Here is a 25,159-nt window from a genome sequence, read left to right on the forward strand (position 1 = left end):
GCTATTTTTTGCTGAACTATTTGGGTATTAGTGGGTTTAATTTAGTTATATATCATCTATAAATTGATTAATATACTAATAAATATAAGGTTATTTTTAATCGATAAATTAATGCTTTTGCTCAAGCCGTTCATTTAGCTAAATGAACGACTTAAGTCTTAAGATTAATAATCGTTATGAGATGGTTGGGCTAGGACTTCACGGTTGCCGTTATGACTAGGCGCACTGATAATCCCTTCAATTTCCATTTGTTCGACAATTCGCGCCGCTCGGTTGTAGCCGATTCTGAATTTTCGTTGTACGCTTGAGATCGACGCTCGGCGTGTTTCTATTACAAAATCGACAACCTGATCAAATAATGGATCAAGATCCTCTGCAACAGTATCTGTACCACCATTATCATTATCATCGGTTGCCACAGTGACATTTTCAATATATTTTGGTGTGCCACGAGCTTTCCAATCCTGCACAACAGCATGTACTTCTTCGTCACGGACAAAGGCACCATGAACACGTACAGGAATCGAGCTATTTGGCGCTAAATAGAGCATATCACCCATACCGAGCAGAGATTCTGCACCCATTTGGTCTAAAATTGTTCGTGAGTCAATTTTACTCGAAACGGTAAATGCAATTCGCGTCGGAATGTTGGCTTTAATTAATCCTGTGATGACGTCAACTGACGGTCGTTGGGTTGCTAAAACTAGATGAATACCGGCAGCTCGTGCTTTTTGCGCAAGTCTAGCAATTAACTCTTCTACTTTTTTACCCACGGCCATAATAAGATCGGCAAATTCATCGACCATAACCACAATATAAGGAAGTTTTTCAAGCATAGGTATATCAAGATCCATGCTATCGGTAGGTTTCCAGAGTGGGTCTGGGATAGGTCTGTTCATCTCTTCTGCTTGTTTTATTTTCTCGTTATAACCGGCAATATTACGAACGCCTAATTTTGACATTAATTGATAACGACGCTCCATTTCATTCACACACCAATTTAGTGCGTTAGCCGCATCTTTCATGTCGGTTACAACTTGTGTTAATAGATGAGGGATCCCTTCATAAATAGAGAGTTCAAGCATTTTAGGATCAATCATAATAAATCGGACATCTTCTGGTTGTGATTTATATAAGATGCTTAAAATCATTGCGTTAACACCAACCGATTTTCCAGAGCCTGTTGTTCCGGCGACTAATAAATGAGGCATTTTAGCTAAGTCAGCAACCACAGATTGTCCGGCGATGTCTTTACCCAATACCACGGTTAGTGGAGATTGAGCATCTCGAAATTGTGGGCTGTCTAACACTTCGCGGAAATAGACGGTTTGGCGATTTTTATTAGGTAACTCAATTCCAACATAAGGTTTACCAGGAATGACTTCAACTACACGTACTGAAGGCATTGATAATGAGCGCGCTAAATCTCGATCTAAGGTTGAAATTCGAGCAGCTTTGATACCAGGTGCTAATTCAATTTCAAAACGTGTGATAACTGGACCAGGCATATAATCGACGACTTTTGCTTTCACTCGATAGTCAGATAAGCTTTTTTCCAGTAGTTCAGACAAGGCATTTAATGCCGCATGATCGACTTCAATTCTTGTCTTAGGTGGTGCAGTCAGTAAATTTAGTGACGGTAATGGTGTAGTTGGTTTCGGCAATGGTTTATCATTACGTCTTAATAGAGGATGAATAAGACTATCTTCTTCTTCGTCGTCTTCTCCTTCTCCTTCATATTCCTGATTATCTTCCCCTTCGCTTAGATTATCGGCGAGATCATCATCAAAATGATAGTCCTGATTATTCATCTCAATGGTTGGGTTTGACTGTTCTATTATCGGTAAATAGGGCGATAGAGTAGGTTGTTCCTCATCTTCCTGTGGTGATAGTATTACCGGCTCTTGGGGTTGTTCTTCGGTGAATTCCGGTACAGTTGCAAACGCTGTTTGGTCAATAGGCGTAGTTAATGCTGTTTCAGTTTCATGGTGTGCCAATGTAAATAAGGTTTTACTTGGTGCATCAGCTATTTTATATTTTTCTTCTTCCTCAATGAAAGGTTCGGCTTCTGTTGCATTATCATGCGAACCTACTGGCACATTTTCTGCTTGTTCTGTTGATTGTGTTGCTACTTGTGAGTTCGATGTTTGTTGTTTAGAATGTGCCAGCTTTCGCTCATTCATACTTCTTAAAATCAATTCTAAACGAGATAGAATATCATTAGGATCAGCATCTTCTTTAGTTGTGTTATTTTGCGTTTCATTGTCCACTTGAGTTTGTTGTACTGAGGTATTTTCAAGTGAATGCAGTAAATTTTCAGTTGTTTGTATCAGTGCATTTTCTTGATTAAGTGGCGTTGTTTCTGATTCTTGCTCTTCTACAGATTCAGTCGAAGCATCTGTATCACCCAAAATAGGTTGGGTTACTGATGCTTCGTTATTCATGACTATTCTTGGTAATTGACTTGTATCTGTTGGTATAGTTTCTTTGTCAAAAGGGATCGTAAACTGGTGTTCTTTTTCCTGATCTGTTGGTGCTATCTGGTTGTCTTGTTTTATTGCTTGCTCTGTTGTTTGTTTCTTTTTGCATAAGTTGATTAACCATTTTATTGGCGTAAGCAATATCATGACAAATGCACCTAATTTTTCGGTTAAATTAATCCATGAAAAACCAGTTAATAGAGTTACACAGGCGAGGCAAGTGATAAATAGAACTAAAGAAATAATTATATTATTCATTACCGGTAAAAGGCTTTCTATGACAATAGAGCCAAGATAACCACCCGCTTCAAATTGTTCGGGGTCGCTGATATTTAATGCAAAGAAACCTGTACTACTAAAGATAAAAGCTAAAACGCCGATAATACGAAATGATAGACTAAAATAGTTAATTGGTTCACCTGTATGTCGATAAAAATGAACCATTAATTGTAAGCAAATGAATATGGTGATAAAGGGGACACTATAAGCAATAAATCCAAAAAATTGGAATAGTATGTCTGCTACATAAGCGCCAATATAGCCACCAAAATTACTCACAGGAGAGTGCCAAGCGGTACGAGACCAACCCGGATCAGAAGGATCGTATGAGTATAGTGATAAAAATAAGTAAGCAGATAAAGCTATTATAGCCAATAAGATAAATTGAGCAATTATATGCCTTCTTGTAATTTTTGACTTTTTCAAACACGTACCTAAAAAACTATCACTATTAAAATTGTTGGCATTTTACCATAAATAACACCTACTCACAGCGTGATTACATATAAAAGTTAAATTTATTGTGAGAATTACTTAGTTATAGGATAGAGGGTATTTTTAAATCTTAATCCATTTTGTACGTATCTTTGGCCATTAGCAATATTGGCAGCAATTTCACGCTCTGTGAGTTTACGAATAATTTTAGCCGGCGATCCCATTATCAAGCATCCCTCTTCGTAAGGTAAACTATGCGTTACTAGTGAGTTTGCTCCAACTAAGCAGTTTTGAGCAATTTTAGCATTATTTAAAATGGTACTTCCCATGCCAATTAAGACATTATCTTCAATAGTACAACTGTGTAAAATGACATTATGTCCAACAGTGACATTTTCACCAACAATACAAGGAATGTCAGTATCAATGTGTACAGTTGAGTTATCTTGTACATTACTGTTTTTACCGATGCGAATAGGGGCAATATCACCCCTTAATACCGCATTAAACCAAATGGAAACGCCTTCTTCCAAAGTTACATCACCGATGATATCGGCTGATTTTGCGATAAAGCAAGTTTGGTGGATGTTAGGTTGTAAATCGCCTAATTTATATATCATTTTTATTTCCTTTTAATATTCCTAACGCTTAAAAATAGCCAAACAGCTAAGAAATTACATATTACCATTGAACCAACCATTAGCCACTCTGTCATATTGTTGGTGGTGGTTGTTGCTGTTTGCGATGAGGCAAAAATTGATAGTAATATACCAATAATGCCGGCAATAGCGAATCGGATTGTTCCTGCTAATGATGATGCTGTGCCAGCTATATGTGGATAAAAATCTAGCACAACGGCCATACCATTACCACCTATAATTGACATACAACCTATATAACCAGCAATACAAGCAACTAGATATAGGAAACCTAACTTAAATAGTGTTACCAGCATTAATCCAATCGCCATGATAAATTGAATAAAAAGTCCAAATTGCATCATTTTAATTGAGCCAACCCGTTTAACAAAACGACTATTTAAGGTGTTCATTAACACCATGACAATGATGTTAAAGGCAAAATAGTAGCCGAAATTTATTGAGGCTACACCATGTATATTCATGTAAACAAAAGGGCCTAAGCTAAGAAACGAGAATAATCCAGCGCCCGAGAATGCACCTATCATCATATAAGTTAAGACTTGTCGATGTCGAAATAAGGTAATGAAATTACTTAATATTCGTACTAAACTGAACTTTGCACGCTTAATTTTGGGTAAGGTTTCTGGAATGAAAGTAATAACGAGTCCTAAGCATAATAGTGCAACAAAGCACAGTATGTAAAAATTTGCTTCCCAATTGAGCCAATTTAAAATAAATCCACCAATAATAGGTGCTAGAAGTGGTGCAACGTTTGAAATTAACATGACAAAAGACATCATTTTAGAAAATTCGTCACGGTCGCGATAGATATCTTTCATTAATGCATTAATAACAATGGTAGTTGCCGCAGCAGCTATACCGTGAAAAAAACGGGCGGTAATTAGTTGATTTATGTTAACAGCAATACCGCAAGTTAACGCTGCACAAGCAAAAATAATTAAACCTATTATTAATACCTTACGGCGACCATAACTGTCAGTTATTGGTCCAAATAATAATTGACCAAATGAAAATCCTAATAAGTAACAGCTGATTGTTAACTGTACCGTCGCATCGGTTACCCCAAAATTATGGGCTATGGTTGGCATGCTAGGTAGATACATATCTATGGATAAAGGCATTAACATAGATATAAAACCTAGAATAAAGATAAGTGCTTTTTTGGAAATTTTAAATTGTATTTGAGTGTTTTGGGTTTGCAAGTGGTTACTCCCGTTTTGGTTTTGTTATGAAAGTTAATAAGATGCAAATTAATCAATAAAACAGGTAAAACTCTCAATAATGATTTTATTGACCTTATTCATTGAGAGTTTAAATTAATATAGCGTTATTTATCAGAATTTAGTTAAATGAGTTGATTTCATCTTGAGTAAGCGAGCGGTATTCGCCTTCTGGCATATCAAGAACAACATTACCTATTTGTTTACGGTGCAACTGTACAACATGATTGTTGACAGCGGCGAACATGCGTTTCACTTGGTGATATTTTCCCTCACTGATAGTCAATTCAGCATGAAAATCATCAATGATTTGCAAAATAGCTGGTTTGGTAAGCGATCTCTCACTGTGTAATTGAATACCATTAGCAAATCGTTCGATTAGATCTTTTGTTAAAGGCTGTTCAACTGTTACCGCGTAGACTTTTTGGCAATGATGTTTAGGTGATGTGATGCGGTGTGACCACTTACCATCATCAGTTAATAATACTAATCCGGTAGTATCTAGATCGAGTCGTCCGGCTGCATGTAGTTTTTCAGGCATAGGTTCATCCATAAAATAGAGAATGGTTGGATGATCAGGATCATCTGTTGAACACACATAACCTTGTGGTTTGTTTAGCATAAAATAACGTTTGTTTGTTACAGGTATAATTTCATTACCGTCGTAATGAACAACTTGTTCAGGCATTAATTGGTAAGCGCCCGATTTTATAATTTCACCATCGACAGTTACTTTTTTGGCTTTTAGCTCTTTAGTTACAACTGTACGGCTAGTACTTAGATGATGAGCAAGAAATTTATCTAATCGCATAATTAAATCATTTCCTTTTTTACTTCAAGGGGTGGATAAATATCAAAGCGATGATTTTTAGTTTTTATATTCGCAATTGGTTTTTGATTGGCTAAAAAGGGTGCATAATCAGGTCTTTTGACCACAACACGTTTTTTAGCTAGCTGTCTAGCAGGTACTAGTAAACTATCTGCGTCCATATCACTGCCAACCAATTGTTGAAAAATACGCATCTCTTTTTTGACTAATGCACTTTTAGATCGATGTGGAAACATCGGATCTAAGTAGACAACGTCTGGTTTTTCATGCAAGGAATTTAGACCTGTAATGCTCGAATTATAAATCAACTGTAAGCGTTGTACCAGCCAACTACCAATAGTGGGATCTTGATAGGCACGAAGTAGACCATCTTCTAATAGCGCCGCAACCACAGGGTGCCTTTCAAACATAGTGACGTGACAGCCTATTGATGCTAGCACAAAGGCGTCACGACCAAGTCCAGCTGTGGCATCAATAACAGTGGGTAAATAATCACCTTTTACACCGACCGCCTTTGCAATAGCTTCACCGCGTCCACCACCAAATTGGCGACGATGAGCCATTGTTCCTGAGACAAAATTAACGGATATTGCCCCTAACTTGGGTTCGTCCGTTTTTTGTAGTTCGATTTGGTTTGATTGTGATACGAGTGCATAGGGAAGATGACTATGAGTGGATAACCACTGCTCAGCTAAAAGTGTTAGCTGAGCCAAATTAGAACTAGTGGATACCATAATGACGAAGTAAAGCCTCAAGTTGTGGTTCGCGTCCACGGAAGTTTTTAAATAGTGTCATCGGTTCGTCACTTCCACCTTGTGATAATATATTGTCAAGGAAAGCATTGCCGGTTTTAGCATTAAAAATCCCTTCTTCTTCGAAACGAGAAAAAGCATCAGCAGATAATACTTCTGCCCATAGATAGCTGTAATAACCTGCCGCATACCCACCAGCAAAAATATGACTGAAAGCGTGTGGGAATCGTCCCCATTCAACCGTTGGAACAACGGCTACTTGTTGTCTAACTTGTTTTAAGGTCTCTAAAATGTCAGCATCTTTTTGGGTATGTAGTTTAAAGTCAAATAGACCAAACTCTAATTGGCGTAAAATGAATAATGCAGCTTGATAATTTTTAGCATCTAACATTTTTTCTAACATTTCTTGAGGTAGTGGTTCACCGGTTTGATAATGTCCAGAAATAAAGGCTAATGCTTCGGGTTCCCAGCACCAATTTTCTAAAAATTGACTTGGTAATTCAACCGCATCCCAAGGCACACCATTTATACCTGCTACAGAGGAAACGTCAATTTCTGTTAACATATGGTGCAAACCATGTCCAAACTCATGGAATAGGGTAGTAACTTCATTATGAGTAAACAGAGCAGGTTTATCACCGACAGGGCGATTAAAATTGCAAGTTAAATAAGCCACGGGTTTTTGCAAATGACCGTCTGCAAAACGCATACAACCGATGCAATCGTCCATCCACGCTCCACCACGTTTGTGTTCACGTGCGTATAAATCAAGATAAAAACTACCTTTTAATTCACCATTAGCTGAATAAAGATCGTAAAATTTAACTTCCGGTGACCATACATCTACCCCTTGACGTTCTTTAGCGGTAATACCAAAGATTCGGTGTACAACTTCAAAAAGTCCTTTAATTACTTTTGCTTCAGGGAAGTATGGTCGTAACTCTTCATCATTAATGGTATAAAGATACTGTTTTTGTTTTTCACTATAGTAAGCAATATCCCAGGGTTTTATTTCACTTGCACCAAAAAATTCGTAAGCATAACGTTTTAATGTGGCTAACTCTTTTTCACCTTGTGGTTTTGCTTTTGTCGCTAAATCGGTTAAAAATTCAATTACTTGTTGAGTCGATTGTGCCATTTTGGTTGCGAGTGATTTATCTGCATAGGTATCAAAACCTAATAAGTGAGCAAGCTCGTCACGTAGTGCTAAAATTTGTTTTATCACATCGGTATTATCCCACTTACCTGCATTCGGTCCTTGATCTGATGCTCGAGTGTTATAAGCTTGATAAAGTTCAAAACGTAGATCACGATTATCACAATAAGTCATAACCGGTAAATAACTCGGCATATCTAGGGTGAGTAACCAACCGTCTTGACCTTTAGCTTTTGCTTGTTCTTTAGCGGCTAAAAGAGCGCTTTCTGGCATTCCGGATAGCTCTTTTTCATTGGTGATGAGTTTTGACCACCCCATTGTTGCATCAAGTACGTTATTACTAAATTTAGAGGATAATTCCGATAATTTGGCTACAATTTCACCATAGCGTTTTTGTTTATCATCAGGTAATCCGATGCCCGATAGTTCAAAATCACGTAGTGCATTATCAATCACTTTTTTTTGAGCTTTGTTGAGTTTTGTGTACTCTACACTCTCTTTAAGTTGTTTGTAAGCTTGGTATAGTGGTTTATGTTGTCCAACCCAAGTGCTATATTCAGACAAGAGTGGAAGGCAAGCTTCATAAGCTTCACGTAATTCAGGACTATTTTTAACTGAATTAAGATGACTCACCGGTGACCATGCTCGACCAAATTTTTCATCCATTTCATCAATGGGTTGAATCAAATTATTCCATGTATATTGGCTATTTTGTTCAAGTACCGTTTCAATAGTATGACGACAATTTTTTAGTGTCTCTTTTATAGCAGGAACAACATGCTCTGGTTTTATTTGTGAAAAGAGAGGTAGGGGAGCATCAGTTAATAATGGGTTAGTCATGTCGTAATACCTTTATGCAATAATTTTGTCTTGTTATAAGACATTATGTGGTGGCAAATACTGTCAATTCAAGTTTTTTTTAGTTTAGGGTCATTATAATCCCATTAGTTTGCGTTGTCGTTGCCATTCTGTTGGAGTATAAGTTTTAATTGATAAAGCATGGATCCGATTATCATTGATGAATTCAGCAAGAGGAGCATAAATAATTTGTTGTTTTTTTACTCGGCTTAATTCTGCAAATAGTTCACCTACAGCAATAATTTGAAAATGGCTTCCGTCATCAGTCATAACATGTATATCATCAAGGTTGAGTGTTTCTTTTAGTTTATTTATGATTTCTTGTTTATCCATTATTAAAACTCATCGTAAAGTTAATTGTTATTTTTAATAATTTGTCAAAATGTTTCAGGTTAGGTATACGTTTTAGTATAAAGCGTGAAATTAATTAATCATCAAGAACGGGTTGTAAATCGTAAAGCGCAATTAATGTTTGTAACTGAGGATTAATTCCAGACAGTTTCACTTGATATTTAATACAAAAATAGACAAGAATTGCCAGCCCAGAAGAATCAACACGCGTAAGTTGTGCTACATCAATTGATGTTGTTCTATTTAATAGAGAACTTTGGGTTGTCCAAATTTCATTTAAGGAGTGAGCATCTAGCTCACCACTTAAATATAAGATATCTTGTCGAGTTTCAGTTTGGATGCGCGACATGATAGACTAACCTTTTTGTTTAGAATTAGGATCGATATTGCGTTTGGAAAGATCTGTTAATTGTTTGGTTAGTGCATCAATTCCGTTCTGACGTAAAATAGTTGACCATTCATTTTGTTTAGTAGAGATCATACTTACACCTTCGGCAATTAAATCATAGGCTTTCCATTCACCGCTAACAGTGTTTTTGCGCCATTGGAAATCAATTCGTAATGGTTGTTGACTTTTATCTGGTTGGATCAGTAAAACGCGTATAGAAATTATTGATTTACCGGTTAAATCTTTCGCTGATTCAATCTGATATTCTTGTCCATTGTACATAGAAAGAGCTTGAGCAAATGCTTGTACTAGATACTCTTCAAAAGCCGAGAAATAAGCATTTCGTTGAGCTTCAGTAGCAGTTTTGTAGTAGTTACCAAGAATTAATGCACCAGCATATTTTACTTGAACATAAGGTAGTAAATCGGATCTGACAATATTTTTAAGTAGATTGGGATTTGATTTGATCGCCGATGATTGTGCATTTATTTTTGAAAATATTTTATCAGCGGCTACTTGCATCTCTTTATAGGGATCGTTTTCAGCAAAAGCTAAAGTACTTACCATTAAAGCGAGTACTATAAATATGGTTTGTTTTAATTTGATTAACATTATTAACTCCTTACTCTTCGCTAGTGTCTTGGTTTTTGTCTTCGTTTTTGTCTTGGTTTTTATCTTCGTTTATGTCTTGGTTTTTGTCTTCGTTTATGTCTTGGTTTATGTCTTCGTTTTTGTCTTGATTTATGTCTTGGTTTTTATCTTCGTTTTTGTCTTTGTCTTTATCTTTATCAGATGAACCACCTACGCTGTAAAGGAATTGACCAATTAAATCCTCTATAACCATAGCTGGTTTGGTATTATTTATCACAAAACCTTCTTGGAAATAAGGAGGTTTATCGGTATCTTTCGATGTTGTGTTTTTTGCACCTTCTGGCGCATCAAGCTGATCAAGTTCTAATTCTGTACCTTGATCAAGTCCAAAGTTGACATCAATAAATTGTTCACCTAATAAGCCAGATGTTTTTATTGAAAGAGAACTGGAACTTGGGATTTTATCATATTGTGTATCGATATCCATTGTTACATAGGGTTTGTAAATCGCATTATCTGATGATTTTAATGTAATATCACTGACACGACCAATTACCACACCACCAATTTTGATAGGTGAGCGTGCTTTTAATCCACCAATATTATCAAATACTGCATAAACGCGGTAAGAGTTATGACTTATAAATGATGTTGGATCGGTAACTCTAAAACATAAAAATAGTACCGAACAAATAACCAGTACCATAAATAACCCAACAGTAATTTCAACTTTACGACTCATGTTTAATGACCTCAATGACTAAACATTAATGCGGTTAAAATAAAATCTAACCCCAAAATAACTAATGATGAATAAACAACTGTATTAGTTGTCGCCCGACTAATTCCTTCTGATGTTGGTACGCAATCGTAACCATTAAAAAGCGCAATCCAGGTACTGGCTATCGCGAAGGCAAAACTTTTTACAAAACAGTTACCTAAATCATGCCACCAATCGACATTACTTTGAATTGATGACCAAAAGAATCCTGCATCAATTCCTTTCCAATCAACGCCAACTAATACACCACCTAAAATTCCCACCGCAACAAAAATGGCAGTTAAAAATGGCAAGCAGAAAAAACCAGCCCAAAAACGTGGTGCAATTATACGTCTTAAAGGATCTATAGCCATCATTTCTAAACTGGATAATTGTTCGGTTGCTTTCATTAAGCCGATTTCTGCGGTTAATGCGGAACCTGCACGACCAGCAAAGAGCAATCCGGCTACTACCGGACCTAATTCACGGAGTAACGCTAAAGCAACCATCATTCCTAGACTCGCTTCAGCGCCGAAAGTGGTAAGGATAAAGTATCCTTGTAGTCCAAGTACCATGCCGATAAACAGACCGGATACAATAATAATGGTGAGCGATTGTACACCAATAAAATAGAATTGTTTGACAAGTAATGGGAATTGTTTGTCAAATTGAGGTTTTCCCATTATGGCGCCAATTAACATTATGCCCGAACGACCAATCATGGCAATGAGATTAATTAGCCATTTTCCCATTTTTGCGAGTAAATTTGACATTAGTTTGTACCTCTGCTTAGGTCTAATTTATAATCGTCAGCAGGATAATGGAAAGGAACTGGACCGTCAGCAAGTCCTTCAAGGAACTGTTTTACACGTAAATCTTCATTATCGCGTAATTGTTCGGATGTCCCGCCCGCAATAATATGCTGCTCTGCAACAATATAAGCATAATCAGCAATACTAAGTACTTCGTTAACATCGTGACTGACAACAATACAAGTTAATCCTAATGATTGATTAATTTCGGCAATTAACTTAACAATTACGCCCATGGAAATAGGATCTTGTCCGGCAAAAGGTTCATCGAACATAATCAAATCAGGATCTAATACAATTGCACGAGCTAAAGCTGCGCGTCTAGCCATTCCTCCTGACAATTCAGAAGGCATCATATAAGCTGCACCGCGAAGACCTACCGATTGTAATTTCATTAAAACTAAATTATGTAATACTGGTTCGGGTAAATTAAAATGTTCACGTAATGGGTAAGCGACATTGTCAAATACATTGAGATCCGTAAATAAAGCGCCAGATTGAAATAACATACTCATACGCTTACGAACTTCATAAAGCCGTGAGCGTGACATGCTAGGAATATCTTCACCATCAAATAAGATCTGACCTGATTGCGGTTTTAATTGCCCACCTATTAAACGTAATAGTGTGGTTTTACCAATCCCAGACGGTCCCATGATGGCTGTTACTTTGCCTTTTGGAACACTGAGGCTCATGTTTTTATAAATTGGTCTTGAACCACGATAAAATGACATATCATGGATTTCTACCAAGTTTTGCTGTAATGCATCCGCCACAATGATTTCCTACACTACTTAATTTAAAATTGCGCTCATTTTACTTGATAATTATAAATAATGAAATCTATTAAAGAGATTGTCTCTGTGTGTTATCTGTTTTGTTGGATATTTTACGCTTGAATTCAAGTACTAAGTGCGAATCTTAACTAAAATAAAGATGACAAATAATTTAGCCTTTTATTAACTCGATTTGCACTTAGAGGTTGAGTGTAGCCGTTTTAATAAGTTTAAACGGTATAGACTCATGAATTATTTTTACCAATCAGCTGACCTGCATAGGCAAACAACAGCACAACTTACCACAATGTATATTAAATAGAAGATGACAGATAATTTAGCCTTTTATTAACTCGATTTGCACTTAGAGGTTGAGTGTAGCCGTTTTGATAAGTTTAAACGGTATAGACTCCTGAATTATTTTTACAAATCTGCTGACCTGAATAGGTCAAACAGTAGTACAACTTACTGCAATGTACATTAAATAGAAGATGACAGATAATTAAGCCTTTTATTAACTCGATTTGCACTCAGAGGTTGAATGTAGCCGTTTTAATAAGTTTAAACGGTATAGACTCCTGAATTATTTTTACCAATCGGCTGACCAGCATAGGTCAAACAGTAGTACAACTTACTGCAATGTATATTAAATAGAAGGCGACAAATAATTTAGCCTTTTACTAATTTAATTCGCATTCAAAGGGTGAGTTGTAGCCGTTTTGATAAGATTAAACGGTATAGACTCCTGAATTATTTTTACAAATCGGCTGACATGCATAGGTCAAACAGTAGTACAACTTACCGCAATGTACATTAAATAGAAGATGACAGATAATTAAGCCTTTTACTAACTTGATTCGCACTCAGAGGTTGAGTGTAGCCGTTTTAATAAGTTTAAACGGTATAGACTCCTGAATTATTTTTACCAATCGGCTGACCTGCATAGGCGAAACAGTAGTACAACTTACCACAATGTACATTAAATAAAAGGCGACAAATAATCTAACCTTTTACTAACTTGATTCGCACTCAGAGGTTGAATTCAGTACGGTTTTTATACTTAAACATATAGCTGACCTGAAACTTCTTGTTAATTAGCTCAATCTTATGCGTTAACACAAACCTGACGAGTATTAATTATAAATGGTCAGGTTTGGAAAAGAGGTTATTAATAGGCTAGTTAGGATAATTATCCTGTTTGATCCTAGCTTAATCATTCATGTCTTGCTTTACGTGCTAAGTAATTACCCAGACTTTGTACAAATTGTACGGTAATAATGAGAATGATTACGGTGATTATCACCGCCGTTGTATCGAAGCGTTGGTATCCATATGAAATGGCAAGATCACCAATCCCACCAGCACCAACTGCACCAGCCATAGCGGTGGCATTAATGAGTCCAATTGTTGCAGTAGTTAATGTCAAAATTAGCGAGCTGAAAGCTTCTGGTAACATAAAATGCCAAATAATTTGTAGCGGAGTTGCGCCCATTGATTCGGCTGCTTCAATGATACCACTGTCAACATCTAGTAGAGAGTTTTCAACTAAACGAGCTATATAAGGTGCTACATATATGGTTAATGGCACAATTGCCGCTGCAAGACCTATTGATGAACCGACAAGTAGTTTGGTTAAAGGAAGAATAGCTACTAATAGAATGATAAAAGGGAGCGATCTTACCGTATTAATAATAGGATTAACAATTCGATAGATTCGTGGACTCTCTAATAGACCAGATGGTCTTGTGGTAACCAAGCAGATGCCGAGAGGGATCCCAAGTAATGAGCCTATGAGTAAAGCAAAAAACACCATTATTAGCGTTTCATAAGAGGCTTGGGCAAATTGCAGAGCGGTGATCTGTGTTGAAAAATAAGAGGTTAAATAAGTCGTAATAGTATTGATTATTTCCATTTTAATTAATCTCCCAGTGACTGATTTCGGATACTTGCACACCATTTGAGCGTAGGTAATATACAGCGTCGCTGATATCACTATCACTCCCTTGTAATTGAATAAACATACTGCCAATGACTGTTTTTTGAATTTCGGACATATGCGCAAATAAAATATTTACTACAACTTTTCTTTGTAAAATAAGCGAATTGACGACAGGTTCGGAAGCAGATCGTCCAAGGAATTCGAGTTTAAACAATTTGAAGTTATGTTTGATTTCTTCGGTTTCCAGTAAATTTTCGACGACTCCGTATGGGATCTGATCGTTAATGACCGAACTGACAAAATTTTGGGTGGTTGAGTGTTTGGGGTGACCAAATACTTCAAGTACGTTGCCATGTTCAATAATTGAACCTTTTTCCATAACAGCCACTTTATGGCAAATCTGTTGGATAACATGCATTTCATGAGTGATTAATACGACGGTGATTTTATACTGCTCGTTAATTTTTTTAATTAAATCTAAAATTGCTTGTGTCGTTTGTGGATCAAGCGCTGAAGTGGCTTCATCACATAATAAGATATCAGGGTTATTGGCTAGCGCACGGGCAATGCCAATGCGTTGTTTTTGTCCGCCCGATAACTCTTTAGGATAGCTATTGGCTTTATCTTTTAATCCAACAAATTCAAGAAGTTCATCTACTTTTTGTTCAATATTATGTTTACTTTCTTTAAGTAAAATTAATGGGATAGCGACATTTTCAAATACTGTTTTCGATTCAAGTAAATTGAAGTGTTGAAAAATCATCCCAATTTTTCGCCTTACTTTACGCAATTCGTTATTAGAAAGATTATTCAGCGTCTTGTCTTGAATTATCACTTTACCTTGTGTAGGTTTTTCTAAAAAATTGATTAAGCGAACTAAGGTACTTTTACCAGCACCACTGTAACCAATAATCCCATAAATATCGCCTTTATTAATGGTTAAATTAATATTTTGCAGAGCTTGAGTTGTGACACCATTACGTTCATATTGCTTGGATATATTTTCGAATTTAATCATTATGTATCCTATTTATTATTATGTTTTAATTCGATAAGTGCTTGTTTAGCGAGTTCAAATAAGTAATTAACGGCAGGCACTATCATCTTTTGATTGATTTGAAATTTGGGGTGGTGTAGGGCATGAGGGCTTTGTGAGCCGAGATTTATAAATGCTCCCGGTACTACATGTAAATAATGCGCAAAATCTTCCCCCCCAAGTTGTGGTTTGAAATCAACTACGTCATAACCCGTTTGTTTCGCCACTTGTTTGGCTAAGGTAACCCATTTAGCGACATTAATCACCGACGGCGGACCGTCAAACCATCTTAGTTCAGCTTTGGCACCCATGCTAATAGCCACGTTTTCAACAATACTAATTAATTGTTGTTTTACTTTAGCTCTAACTTCGGGAGTTAATGTTCTGACCGTACCTTCCATTTCAACTTTTTCTGGGATGACATTCCAAGTATTACCACCTAGAAACTTAGTAATACTGACAATGACAGGATCTAAACCGCTAATGGTGCGACTGGAAATGGTTTGTATAGCACTGACAATTTGAGCGCCAATGACAATAGGATCGATACCTGATTCTGGTCTGGCAGCATGAGCGCCTATGCCAGTTACTGTGATTTCTATGCGATCGACATTGGCAGAGAATGGTCCAACGCAGGAAGCCATTTGATTAACCAAAAGGTTAGGATTATTGTGTGATCCAAGAATTGCATCTACACCATTAAGTGCGCCTATATCTATAAAATGTAAGGCTCCGCTAAAGTTCTCTTCGGCGGGTTGAAATAGCAAGCGTACAGTTCCTTGTAAATTATTTTCTTGTGCTTTAAGCAGATAAGCTGCTCCCATTAAAACCGAAGCATGTAAATCATGACCACAAGCATGCATAACTTCACTATTTTTGGAGCGATAATCTAATTCGGTTTGTTCATTAATAGGTAAAGCATCAATGTCTGCACGTAATGCTAAAACGGGTGATCCGGAGCCAATTTCAGCAATAACCCCTGTTTTTGCACCCAATTCTAAAATACGGATATTCGCTTGTTGTAAATAAGATCTTATTCGTTTAGTGGTTTCAAATTCTTGATTAGAGAGTTCAGGGTTTTGATGTAATTCTCTGAAAAGTTGATGAACTCTGTTTGCAACTGAATTAATCATAATGGTTTCAACATTTAATCATGGATAATGAATTAAACGGTAACATAAGTTAATTTGTTGCTCTAATAATCGTTTTTTATATCTTATTCCTTTTGGTTATAAGATAGAATAACTTGGAATAAATGAACCTGTTATTCTGTGTTAGAGTGAGACATGTTTATAGTTTATAAGGATCGCTAACATGAGAAAATATTTCAACAAACAGAGTTTATTCAACTATATAGCAATGATATTATTAGCGAGTTTGGCTTTAGTGATGAGTGGTTGTGACAACTCGTCAAAATCAGCCAATAATCAGACTAAAAAAGAAATTAGTATGGGGGTTTCACCGGGACCTTATAATGATCTTTTCAAAGATGCAGTTAAACCCATTCTTGAATCAGAAGGGTATAAGGTGAAGTTAGTCAATTTTCCACATTTACTTGAATCTGATGTTGCATTAAGTGAAGGTAGTATTGATTTGACGGTAGCGCAACATACTGCTTATATGAATGTATTTAATGAGCAACGCAAAGCCAATTTGAAACCAGTTGTGCATGTACCTTCTGTACCGGCGGCGATTTTTTCCAATAAGTATACGTCATTAAAACAAGTGTTTAGTGGTGCGAAAGTGGCGATTCCCCAAGATGCTTCAAATGCAGCTCGTTCCTATAATTTATTAGAAAAAGCAGGTTGGATTAAATTAAAGGCTAATACCAATCCCATTATTGTGAGTAAAAATGATATAGCGCAAAATATTGCTGGTATTGAAATTATTGAAATGGATTCGGCTAATATCCCTCGTGTACTTAATGAGTTAGATTTTGCCGTTATTCCCGGTAGTATTGTTTATTCAGCCAATATTGATTCAAGTAAAGCACTTTTGTCCGAAACTATTGTGCCTGATTTAGAAATCATGGTGGTGGTTAATGGTGGTAATGAAAATAGCCAATGGGCGCAAGATGTTAAACGTATCTATCAATCTCAGCAATTTAAAGATTATATGCAAGCACATAACCAAAATGGTTATTGGGTTATGCCTCAACAATAGTGATAAATTAGGCCTGTTTGTTAACAGGCTTGTTAATATTTTGCCATTTGTTTATCTACTGTTGAAGCCCAAGCATCAATACCACCTGTTAGGTTATATATGTCATCAGAATCAAAGCCATTTTCGACTAAATAGTTGGCAACATTAAGACTACGATTACCATGGTGACAATAAATTACTATCGTCACTTCATCAGGTATTTGATCTAAATAAAGTGGAATGAGATTCATTGGAATGTGCGTTGCACCGGCAATAGCACAAATAGCAACTTCATTTGGTTCACGCACATCTAATAAAAAAAGTTGTTCGTGTTGATGTAATTTTTGTGCTAACTCGGTTGGTGTTATTTCTTTAATTGTTACCATAATAAAAACTCATTAAATTAATTGTAAAGATGTTTCAGGTCTGTTATACGTTTTAGTATAAATTATTAACTCAATCTAATTAACCTCATCCTATTTTTATTCTAAGATGAGGTTTGGTTGGTTATGCTGCTAATGCTTTACTGATTTTTTCATATAAATCTTTTGATAAATGATCTAATTTCAATAAAGATTCTAATGCTTGTCGCATTTGTTGCTGACGTTTTTCACCATAACGTTTTAAGCGAATAAGTGGATCAATTAGTCGTGCGGCAACTTGCGGATTTTTTTGGTTTAGCTCAGTAAGAATTTCAACTAAAAATTGATAACCACTGCCATCTTCAGCATGGAAAGCTACTGGATTATTGTTTACAAAAGCACCTATAAGCGCTCGGATTCGGTTTGGATTGCTAAGCGTAAATGAACGGTGAGTTAGTAATTTCTTCACATTCATAAGTACATGTTTATCCGGGCTAGTGGCATTTAAAGCTAACCATTTATCCATAACCAGTCCGTCTTGATACCATTTATTATCAAAATCAGTCAATAATTCAGCACGACAATCAAGTTCAGCTTTGACTGCAGTGGTTAAAGCCGCTAAGCAATCAGTCATATTGTTAGCATGGTGGTACTGTTGGCTAACTAACGTATTAGCTTGAGATTTATTGTCAGCATAGGCGAGTAAGGTTAAACAACAATTTTTTAGTGAACGTTTAGCAATATCAGCATGGTTAATCTGATATTGGGTGGTTTTATTATGCTGATATACTGCATTTAATTCATCATAGAGTTCATTAGCAAAGCGTGTTAATAAATAATGACGGACTTGATAAATCGCAATTGGATCAACAACTTTAAATAGATTCGCCAGCTCATTTTCAGACGGTAACGTTAAAATTTGTGCGATCAATGCCGGATTCGTTACTTCTGAAAGTAATACAGCTCTGAAAGCATCTATTACGGAGTCTGGTAAAATTTGCTGTTTATTGTGTTGATAATTATTAACATTTAAGCGGACGTATTTTGCTAATAGCATTTGTGCAGCATCATAACGGCTAAAGGCATTACTCGCATGTTGCATAAGGAAAATTAAATCACTATCTTGATAATCGTAGTTTAATTTAACTGGAGCAGAAAAATCGCGTAACAGTGAAATAATCGGTTGTTCTTTTACATTATCAAATATAAATTGCTGTTTAGTTTGGGTTAAATTTAGAACATGGTGAATAGGTTTGCCTTGATATTCTAGAGTAATTACCTCTCCATTTCGTTGATATAATTCAATATCCAGCGGAACATGTAGCGCATGTTTTTGTTTTTGATCTTGTGTCGGTTGGGTATATTGTTCTACCGTTAAGGTATATTGTTTTGTTTGAGCGTCATAACTATCAGTAACGGTCAACTCAGGGGTACCTGATTGGCTATACCATAATTTAAATTGTGTTAAATCAATGCCTGAAGCATCTTGCATTGCAGCGACAAAATCGTCACAAGTTGCCGCGCTACCGTCATGGCGTTTAAAATAGAGTTTCATGCCGGCTTGGAATTTTTCTTCACCAAGTAGTGTATGCATCATACGAATTACTTCCGCCCCTTTTTCATACACGGTGACCGTATAGAAATTATTCATTTCTATAACTTGTTCTGGACGAATAGGGTGTGACATTGGACTGGCATCTTCCGCAAATTGAACGGTGCGCATGATTTTTACATCATTAATGCGTTTGACAGCTCTTAATCCGCGATCTGAAGTGAATTCTTGATCACGAAATACGGTCAAACCTTCTTTTAAACTGAGTTGGAACCAGTCACGACAAGTCACACGATCGCCCGTCCAATTATGAAAATATTCATGTCCAATGACTGATTCAATACCTAAATAATCTTCGTCAGTTGCGGTTTCTGGTTTAGCTAGTACATATTTGGAGTTAAAGATATTAAGACCTTTATTCTCCATAGCACCCATATTAAAGAAATCAACAGCAACAATCATAAAAATATCTAAATCATATTCTAGACCAAAGCGAGTTTCATCCCAGCGCATGGCGTTTTTTAAGCTAGCCATAGCCCAATGAGAACGATCTAAATTACCTTTATCCACATAAATTTCTAAATCTACTTTACGATTTGATTGAGTGATAAATTGATCTTTCAAAATATCAAAATCACCTGCGACTAAAGCAAATAGGTAACATGGTTTTGGAAATGGATCTTGCCATTGCACCCAATGACGTCCGTCAGTAAGTTCACCTTGAGCAATACGGTTACCATTAGAAAGCAGGTAAGGGTAGTGTTGTTTATTAGCCGTAATTCGCGTTGAAAATCTGGCTAGCACATCAGGTCGATCCAGATAATAGGTGATATGACGAAAGCCTTCAGCTTCACATTGGGTACATAGTGCATCACCAGATACATATAAGCCTTCTAGGGCTGTATTATCAATCGGTTTGATTTCGTTAACGATAGTTAAGGTAAATTCAGCAGGTACATTACGTATAATTAAACCTGTGTCCGTGATTTGGTAATCATGCCAAGGTTGTTCATCAATATTAATGGAGATTAATTTAAGATCTTCACCATCTAAAGTGAAATCATTGGCTAGATTATTTTTCTGAATAACCCGGCTACGCGCAGTGACGGTTGTAACTTCAGGCGCTAAATCAAAATCGAGATCGATATCAGTAATAGTAAAATCCGGTGCTTTATAATCTAGTCTATATTTTGCTAATAATTGTGTTTCTGTCGCTTTTGTACTCATTATTTGTATGCCTTCTAAGTTTATACTCAATCAACATTATAAATTTTGGGATATAGATAATAACGTAACCTATCTTTAGGGTATTAGAATGAAGAAAATACCATGTTAACGTCTGTTAAGTATATTTGTTTATTTACGCTAAAATTCAATTGATAGATAGTATAGCTGATTAAAATCAATCTTATTATATAATTAATCTATATCTTAATTATTATTCTGCTATAATCGCTAATATTTTCTTTCAGGTATTAACTATAGATTCACATGTTACCAGCTATCATTACTTCAATATTAGACACTGATGCTTATAAGTTGCATATGCAACAAGCCGTCTTTCATCATTATCCAAAGGCAACCGTTGTTGCTGAATTTCGTTGTCGAAGTGATGATTTATTAGGGAAATATGTGGATGAAATAGCTCATCAAGTCAAATTAATGGAATCATTATCACTGTCTAATGATGAGTTTAATTATTTATCTAACATCTCATTTTTTAAATCTGACTATTTAAATTGGCTAAAAAATTGGCATTTCAATAGTGAGTTACTTACTATTGAGAATCAAGATGGCTTACTGGTCATTCGAATAGAAGGACTTTGGTTAGATGTCATTTTATGGGAAGTTCCATTACTAGCTGTAATTAGCGAGATTGTACATAAAGATCGTTCTCCACAAATAGGTGTACCGGAAGCTTTAAAGCGTCTCAAAGATAAATTGGCACAATTTGAGCAAAATACTGCTGATATGGATATGTCAGGATTTAATCTAATGGATTTTGGTACGCGTCGGCGTTACTCCTTTGCCGTACAAGAAGCTGTAGTCAATTATTTAAAGACTCACTTTAGCAATTTCCACAGTACGAGTAATTATCTGCTTGCTTATCGTTTAGGACTTACTCCTGTGGGTACTCAAGCACATGAATGGTTTCAGGCTCACCAACGTTTAAGTGCAACGTTAGAAAATTGTCAAAAAAATGCATTACAAGTTTGGCTAGATGAGTATCCTCATGATTTAGGTGTCGCTTTAACTGATTGTATTACTATGGATGCTTTTTTACGCGACTTTGATCTCTATTTTGCTTCTCATTACCAAGGGTTGCGGCATGATTCAGGTGATCCAATTGAATGGGGAGAAAAAGCAATTGCGCATTATCAACAATTAGGTATCGATCCTCATACTAAGTTATTAGTCTTTTCGGACAGTTTAAATTTTGATAAAGCAATTAAGATTTATAGACATTTCAATCATCGTGTTCAATTGTCATTTGGTGTGGGAGGCTTTTTGGCGTGTGATATTCCTTCGTCCGATTTTAATACTAAAGCTTTGAATATTGTATTAAAATTAACCGAATGCAATAGTCAACCTGTCGCTAAATTATCTGATAGCCCAGGCAAAACCATATCACAGGATATGGCTTTTGTAGATGAATTAAAACGGACTTTTAGTGTTCAACATTAAAAATGTTATAGCTAAAGTTAAAAATAAAAATCAATAAATTTTTTTATAATATTTACTGTCAACTGGTCTATAAAGTATGATTGGTGGCATTTACAATATACCTGTATTACTTCAAATATTAATTAATAATGTAGAGATGGATAATTAAATGAATTCAGTTGCACCTATTGTTGACGTGTTACAAGGCAAAATCGCTGTTGGTAGCACTATTTCAGTTCAAGGTTGGGTAAGGACTCGACGTGATTCAAAAGCCGGCATATCTTTTTTGGCTGTATACGATGGATCTTGTTTTGATGCCGTTCAAGCTGTTATCGAAAAAGATTTACCCAATTATGAACATGATGTTTTACGCCTAACGACCGGTTGTTCGGTTAAGGTTACAGGTAAAGTTGTCGAATCCCCGGGACAAGGTCAAAAATATGAGTTACAAGCAACATCAGTAGATGTTTATGGTTTTGTTGAAGATCCTGATACCTATCCAATGGCAGCAAAACGTCATTCTATCGAATATTTACGAGAAGTAGCACATTTACGCGCACGAACCAATATTGTTGGCGCAATCACGCGTGTACGTCATACCCTTGCTCAAGCTATTCATCAATTTTTTGATGAACGAGGCTTTTTTTGGCTCTCCACACCAATTATTACCGCATCAGATACCGAAGGCGCGGGTGAAATGTTTCGCGTTTCCACACTTGATCTATTAAATTTACCAAAAACGGATAAAGGCAATGTAGATTTTGATAAGGATTTCTTTGGCAAAGAAGCATTTTTAACCGTTTCAGGTCAATTAAATGCCGAAACCTATGCTTGTGCTTTATCTAAAGTGTATACTTTTGGTCCTACTTTCAGAGCGGAAAATTCTAACACTACTCGCCATTTAGCGGAATTTTGGATGATGGAGCCAGAAGTTGCTTTTGCTGATCTTAACGATAATGCCAAATTAGCAGAAGATATGTTGAAATATGTATTTAAAACAGTACTTGAAAAACGTGCTGATGATATGCAGTTTTTTGCTCAACATGTTGATAAAGATGCGATTAATCGCCTTGAAAATTTCATTAACGCTGATTTTGCACAAGTGGATTACACTGATGCTATCACTATCTTACAAAACTGCAATGCCAAATTCGAAAATCCGGTAAGTTGGGGAATTGATTTAGCCTCTGAGCATGAACGTTATTTAGCCGAACAACATTTCAAAGCCCCAGTTGTTGTTAAAAACTATCCTAAAGACATTAAAGCTTTTTATATGCGTATGAATGATGACGGTAAAACCGTTGCTGCTATGGATGTGTTAGCACCAGGAATTGGTGAGATTATTGGTGGCTCTCAGCGTGAAGAGCGTTTAGAGATGTTAGACAAACGTATGGATGAAATGGGACTCAAAAAAGAAGATTACTGGTGGTATCGGGATTTACGCCGTTATGGCACTGTACCACACTCAGGATTTGGTCTTGGCTTTGAACGCTTAATTGTATATGTGACAGGGGTTCAAAACGTTCGCGACGTAATTCCATTCCCAAGAACGCCACGCAATGCAAATTTTTAAATTGGTGAAATCATAAACTGACTTTTCTGTCGGTTTATGATTTAAGCAAAATTAAACTTACCTTAACAAACGGTTAAAAAACAACCAAACAATCCCAATTTATATCTTTGACATCATATTTAACTAAAAGTTCACTTGATTTTAAAAATTTTTTCTACATAATTTACACTACTGTAAAAAGTAAATAAAAATAATATATAGAATTTTATTATTTTTAAATATGTAATCATTGTACAAAAATCGACATTAGCTTTTAGCTGTGTCTGTTTAAAAAAATAACCATGAGGGTAAGAAATGAAACGTAATCTATTAGCGATCGCTATCCCTGCACTTTTAGTTGCAGCTGGAGCAAATGCGTCTATCGAAGTATGGAACAAAGATGGTAATAAAGTTGACTTTTACGGACGAGTAAAAGCAGCTAACCATATTACTGATCGTGGACAAGACGGTGAAGGTGATGATTCTTCAGCTCGTTTAGGTATGTCTGGTCAAACTCAAATTACTGACGGCATTACTGGTTATGGCCGTTGGGAATATGAAGCTAAAGCTGGTAAAGATTCTTCTAATGAAGTGCGTTACGCATTTGCAGGTTTAAACTTTGGTGACTATGGCTCATTTGATTATGGTCGTAACGACGGTGTTTTAAAAGCACTTACAGCTTATACTGACGTATTACCAGAATTTGGTGGTGATGCTGCAAATAATGCATGGCACGTGTTAACTGAGCGTACTAAAGCAGTTGCAACTTATCGTAACAATAACTTCTTTGGTTTAACCGATGATCTTAGTTTTGCATTACAGTATGCAGATAATGGTGATGCAACTAAAGCTCAATTCTCTAAAGCTAAATATGATGATGATGATAATCTTATTAGTGCGGGAAGTGCTCGAGATCGTATTAATGGCAAGTCAAAAGAAGCTTGGGGTGCAAATTTACAATGGCGTATTTTTGATACAGGTTTAACTGCTGGCGTAGGTTATGCTCAGTCTTCAGGTAGTTCTGATCGCGCTAACACTTGGACAACAGGTATCAAATATGATAATTATAACCTATATTTAGCGGCTAACTATTTCCAAAGTAAATGGAAAAAAGGCTATGATCACGATAAAATGATTGATGGTGATTATTATCATTATGGGGAAAGTGATATAAAAATTAAAGGTGTTGAATTAGTGGCTCAATATGGCTTTGATTTAGATGTGGGTCGCCTAACTCCATCTTTAGCTTATGTACAGCATAAAGCTGACTATGATGGTTTAAATTATAAAGATGCCACCTCCGTCACTGGGTACAATCATCTAAATGGCAAAAATTCCCCATTAGTTAAATATGTATCTGTAGGTGCAACTTACGATTTAAATAAAAACTTTAGCACATTTATAGAATATAAATTTAATTTACTTGATCGTAAAGATATTGGTGCTGAATTAAATACTACTCATCAACGTGATCGTCATGTAAATAAACCAGGTACTAAAGATGTGTTAGGTCTTGGTATGATTTACCAATTCTAATTAGTTAATGTATCTTATAGAAAGGCA

General features: G+C 36.1%; 21 protein-coding genes. 4 read left to right on the plus strand and 17 right to left on the minus strand.

Annotation, left to right across the window (positions count from 1 at the left end):
* Nucleotides 1-164 precede the first annotated feature (164 nt).
* The 15 genes from A9G11_RS14740 to A9G11_RS01360 form a co-directional block, all read right to left on the minus strand.
* Nucleotides 165-3,185, minus strand: coding sequence for a DNA translocase FtsK 4TM domain-containing protein (locus A9G11_RS14740; protein ID WP_065617731.1), 3,021 nt, complete (start codon nt 3,183-3,185; stop codon nt 165-167).
* Between the two features lie 104 nt (nt 3,186-3,289).
* Nucleotides 3,290-3,814, minus strand: coding sequence for a gamma carbonic anhydrase family protein (locus A9G11_RS01295; RefSeq protein WP_065617732.1), 525 nt, complete (start codon nt 3,812-3,814; stop codon nt 3,290-3,292).
* A gap of 2 nt (nt 3,815-3,816) precedes the next feature.
* Nucleotides 3,817-5,037: a Bcr/CflA family multidrug efflux MFS transporter gene (locus tag A9G11_RS01300; protein WP_442902960.1), complete on the minus strand. Its 1,221-nt coding sequence runs from the start codon at nt 5,035-5,037 to the stop codon at nt 3,817-3,819.
* A 160-nt stretch (nt 5,038-5,197) separates the two neighbouring features.
* The gene (gene rsuA / locus A9G11_RS01305; RefSeq protein WP_065617734.1) at nt 5,198-5,887 is read right to left on the minus strand and encodes a 16S rRNA pseudouridine(516) synthase RsuA; all 690 of its coding nucleotides are present in this window, start codon (nt 5,885-5,887) and stop codon (nt 5,198-5,200) included.
* A 2-nt stretch (nt 5,888-5,889) separates the two neighbouring features.
* Nucleotides 5,890-6,639, minus strand: a complete 750-nt coding sequence (locus A9G11_RS01310) for a class I SAM-dependent methyltransferase (RefSeq protein WP_065617735.1) — start codon at nt 6,637-6,639, stop codon at nt 5,890-5,892.
* Nucleotides 6,626-8,653 carry an oligopeptidase A gene (prlC, locus tag A9G11_RS01315; RefSeq protein ID WP_065617736.1) on the minus strand — a complete coding sequence of 676 codons (2,028 nt, stop codon included), beginning with the start codon at nt 8,651-8,653 and terminating at the stop codon, nt 6,626-6,628. Before prlC ends, A9G11_RS01310 begins: the two co-directional genes overlap by 14 nt.
* A 93-nt stretch (nt 8,654-8,746) precedes the next feature.
* Nucleotides 8,747-9,004 carry a BolA family protein gene (locus tag A9G11_RS01320; RefSeq protein ID WP_065617737.1) on the minus strand — a complete coding sequence of 86 codons (258 nt, stop codon included), beginning with the start codon at nt 9,002-9,004 and terminating at the stop codon, nt 8,747-8,749.
* Nucleotides 9,005-9,098: 94 nt separating this feature from the next.
* On the minus strand, nt 9,099-9,371 hold the full coding sequence (locus tag A9G11_RS01325; RefSeq protein ID WP_065617738.1) for an STAS domain-containing protein: 273 nt from the start codon (nt 9,369-9,371) through the stop codon (nt 9,099-9,101).
* A gap of 6 nt (nt 9,372-9,377) precedes the next feature.
* Entirely contained in the window at nt 9,378-10,022 is a 645-nt protein-coding gene (gene mlaC / locus A9G11_RS01330) for a phospholipid-binding protein MlaC (protein ID WP_065617739.1), read from the minus strand.
* Between the two features lie 10 nt (nt 10,023-10,032).
* Nucleotides 10,033-10,743: an outer membrane lipid asymmetry maintenance protein MlaD gene (gene mlaD, locus A9G11_RS01335; RefSeq protein ID WP_065617740.1), complete on the minus strand. Its 711-nt coding sequence runs from the start codon at nt 10,741-10,743 to the stop codon at nt 10,033-10,035.
* Between the two features lie 11 nt (nt 10,744-10,754).
* Nucleotides 10,755-11,534 carry a lipid asymmetry maintenance ABC transporter permease subunit MlaE gene (mlaE, locus tag A9G11_RS01340; protein ID WP_065617741.1) on the minus strand — a complete coding sequence of 260 codons (780 nt, stop codon included), beginning with the start codon at nt 11,532-11,534 and terminating at the stop codon, nt 10,755-10,757.
* On the minus strand, nt 11,534-12,349 hold the full coding sequence (mlaF, locus tag A9G11_RS01345; RefSeq protein ID WP_218056001.1) for a phospholipid ABC transporter ATP-binding protein MlaF: 816 nt from the start codon (nt 12,347-12,349) through the stop codon (nt 11,534-11,536). Before mlaF ends, mlaE begins: the two co-directional genes overlap by 1 nt.
* A gap of 1,213 nt (nt 12,350-13,562) precedes the next feature.
* Complete coding sequence (locus A9G11_RS01350) at nt 13,563-14,261, minus strand: methionine ABC transporter permease (protein ID WP_065617742.1); 699 nt, start codon at nt 14,259-14,261, stop codon at nt 13,563-13,565.
* Between the two features lies 1 nt (nt 14,262).
* Nucleotides 14,263-15,306 carry a methionine ABC transporter ATP-binding protein gene (locus A9G11_RS01355; RefSeq protein ID WP_065617743.1) on the minus strand — a complete coding sequence of 348 codons (1,044 nt, stop codon included), beginning with the start codon at nt 15,304-15,306 and terminating at the stop codon, nt 14,263-14,265.
* An 8-nt stretch (nt 15,307-15,314) separates the two neighbouring features.
* Nucleotides 15,315-16,457 (minus strand): amidohydrolase, encoded by a 1,143-nt coding sequence (locus A9G11_RS01360; RefSeq protein ID WP_065617744.1) that lies wholly within the window; start codon nt 16,455-16,457, stop codon nt 15,315-15,317.
* Nucleotides 16,458-16,638: 181 nt separating this feature from the next.
* On the opposite strand from A9G11_RS01360, the gene A9G11_RS01365 reads away from it, so the two are divergent.
* A complete protein-coding gene (locus A9G11_RS01365) occupies nt 16,639-17,487 on the plus strand; it encodes a MetQ/NlpA family ABC transporter substrate-binding protein (protein ID WP_065617745.1) in 849 nt (282 codons plus the stop codon).
* A gap of 32 nt (nt 17,488-17,519) precedes the next feature.
* On the opposite strand, the gene A9G11_RS01370 is transcribed toward A9G11_RS01365, so the two are convergent.
* Nucleotides 17,520-17,852 (minus strand): rhodanese-like domain-containing protein, encoded by a 333-nt coding sequence (locus A9G11_RS01370; protein ID WP_065617746.1) that lies wholly within the window; start codon nt 17,850-17,852, stop codon nt 17,520-17,522.
* Nucleotides 17,853-17,973: 121 nt separating this feature from the next.
* The gene (pepN, locus tag A9G11_RS01375; protein WP_065617747.1) at nt 17,974-20,607 is read right to left on the minus strand and encodes an aminopeptidase N; all 2,634 of its coding nucleotides are present in this window, start codon (nt 20,605-20,607) and stop codon (nt 17,974-17,976) included.
* 264 nt (nt 20,608-20,871) lie between these two features.
* On the opposite strand from pepN, the gene pncB reads away from it, so the two are divergent.
* From pncB to A9G11_RS01390, 3 genes are all read left to right on the plus strand, one after another.
* Nucleotides 20,872-22,065, plus strand: coding sequence for a nicotinate phosphoribosyltransferase (gene pncB, locus A9G11_RS01380; protein ID WP_065617748.1), 1,194 nt, complete (start codon nt 20,872-20,874; stop codon nt 22,063-22,065).
* Between the two features lie 148 nt (nt 22,066-22,213).
* Nucleotides 22,214-23,617, plus strand: coding sequence for an asparagine--tRNA ligase (asnS, locus tag A9G11_RS01385; protein WP_065617749.1), 1,404 nt, complete (start codon nt 22,214-22,216; stop codon nt 23,615-23,617).
* 294 nt (nt 23,618-23,911) lie between these two features.
* Nucleotides 23,912-25,132, plus strand: coding sequence for a porin (locus tag A9G11_RS01390; RefSeq protein ID WP_065617750.1), 1,221 nt, complete (start codon nt 23,912-23,914; stop codon nt 25,130-25,132).
* Nucleotides 25,133-25,159 lie beyond the last annotated feature (27 nt).

The organism is Gilliamella sp. wkB108 (assembly GCF_001690195.1).
Classification (GTDB): Bacteria; Pseudomonadota; Gammaproteobacteria; order Enterobacterales; family Orbaceae; genus Gilliamella; species Gilliamella apicola_L.

Excerpts from the sequence above, each read along its gene's own strand:
- A9G11_RS01310 (WP_065617735.1), bottom strand. The coding sequence starts at position 6,639 with ATGGTATCCACTAGTTCTAATTTGGCTCAGCTAACACTTTTAGCTGAG.
- mlaD (WP_065617740.1), bottom strand. The coding sequence starts at position 10,743 with ATGAGTCGTAAAGTTGAAATTACTGTTGGGTTATTTATGGTACTGGTT.
- A9G11_RS01355 (WP_065617743.1), bottom strand. The coding sequence starts at position 15,306 with ATGATTAAATTCGAAAATATATCCAAGCAATATGAACGTAATGGTGTC.
- mlaC (WP_065617739.1), bottom strand. The coding sequence starts at position 10,022 with ATGTTAATCAAATTAAAACAAACCATATTTATAGTACTCGCTTTAATG.
- A9G11_RS01325 (WP_065617738.1), bottom strand. The coding sequence starts at position 9,371 with ATGTCGCGCATCCAAACTGAAACTCGACAAGATATCTTATATTTAAGT.
- rsuA (WP_065617734.1), bottom strand. The coding sequence starts at position 5,887 with ATGCGATTAGATAAATTTCTTGCTCATCATCTAAGTACTAGCCGTACA.
- A9G11_RS01360 (WP_065617744.1), bottom strand. The coding sequence starts at position 16,457 with ATGATTAATTCAGTTGCAAACAGAGTTCATCAACTTTTCAGAGAATTA.
- A9G11_RS01390 (WP_065617750.1), top strand. The coding sequence starts at position 23,912 with ATGAAACGTAATCTATTAGCGATCGCTATCCCTGCACTTTTAGTTGCA.
- A9G11_RS01350 (WP_065617742.1), bottom strand. The coding sequence starts at position 14,261 with ATGGAAATAATCAATACTATTACGACTTATTTAACCTCTTATTTTTCA.
- pncB (WP_065617748.1), top strand. The coding sequence starts at position 20,872 with ATGTTACCAGCTATCATTACTTCAATATTAGACACTGATGCTTATAAG.
- mlaE (WP_065617741.1), bottom strand. The coding sequence starts at position 11,534 with ATGTCAAATTTACTCGCAAAAATGGGAAAATGGCTAATTAATCTCATT.
- prlC (WP_065617736.1), bottom strand. The coding sequence starts at position 8,653 with ATGACTAACCCATTATTAACTGATGCTCCCCTACCTCTCTTTTCACAA.
- A9G11_RS01370 (WP_065617746.1), bottom strand. The coding sequence starts at position 17,852 with ATGGTAACAATTAAAGAAATAACACCAACCGAGTTAGCACAAAAATTA.
- A9G11_RS01365 (WP_065617745.1), top strand. The coding sequence starts at position 16,639 with ATGAGAAAATATTTCAACAAACAGAGTTTATTCAACTATATAGCAATG.
- pepN (WP_065617747.1), bottom strand. The coding sequence starts at position 20,607 with ATGAGTACAAAAGCGACAGAAACACAATTATTAGCAAAATATAGACTA.
- asnS (WP_065617749.1), top strand. The coding sequence starts at position 22,214 with ATGAATTCAGTTGCACCTATTGTTGACGTGTTACAAGGCAAAATCGCT.
- A9G11_RS01320 (WP_065617737.1), bottom strand. The coding sequence starts at position 9,004 with ATGGATAAACAAGAAATCATAAATAAACTAAAAGAAACACTCAACCTT.
- A9G11_RS01295 (WP_065617732.1), bottom strand. The coding sequence starts at position 3,814 with ATGATATATAAATTAGGCGATTTACAACCTAACATCCACCAAACTTGC.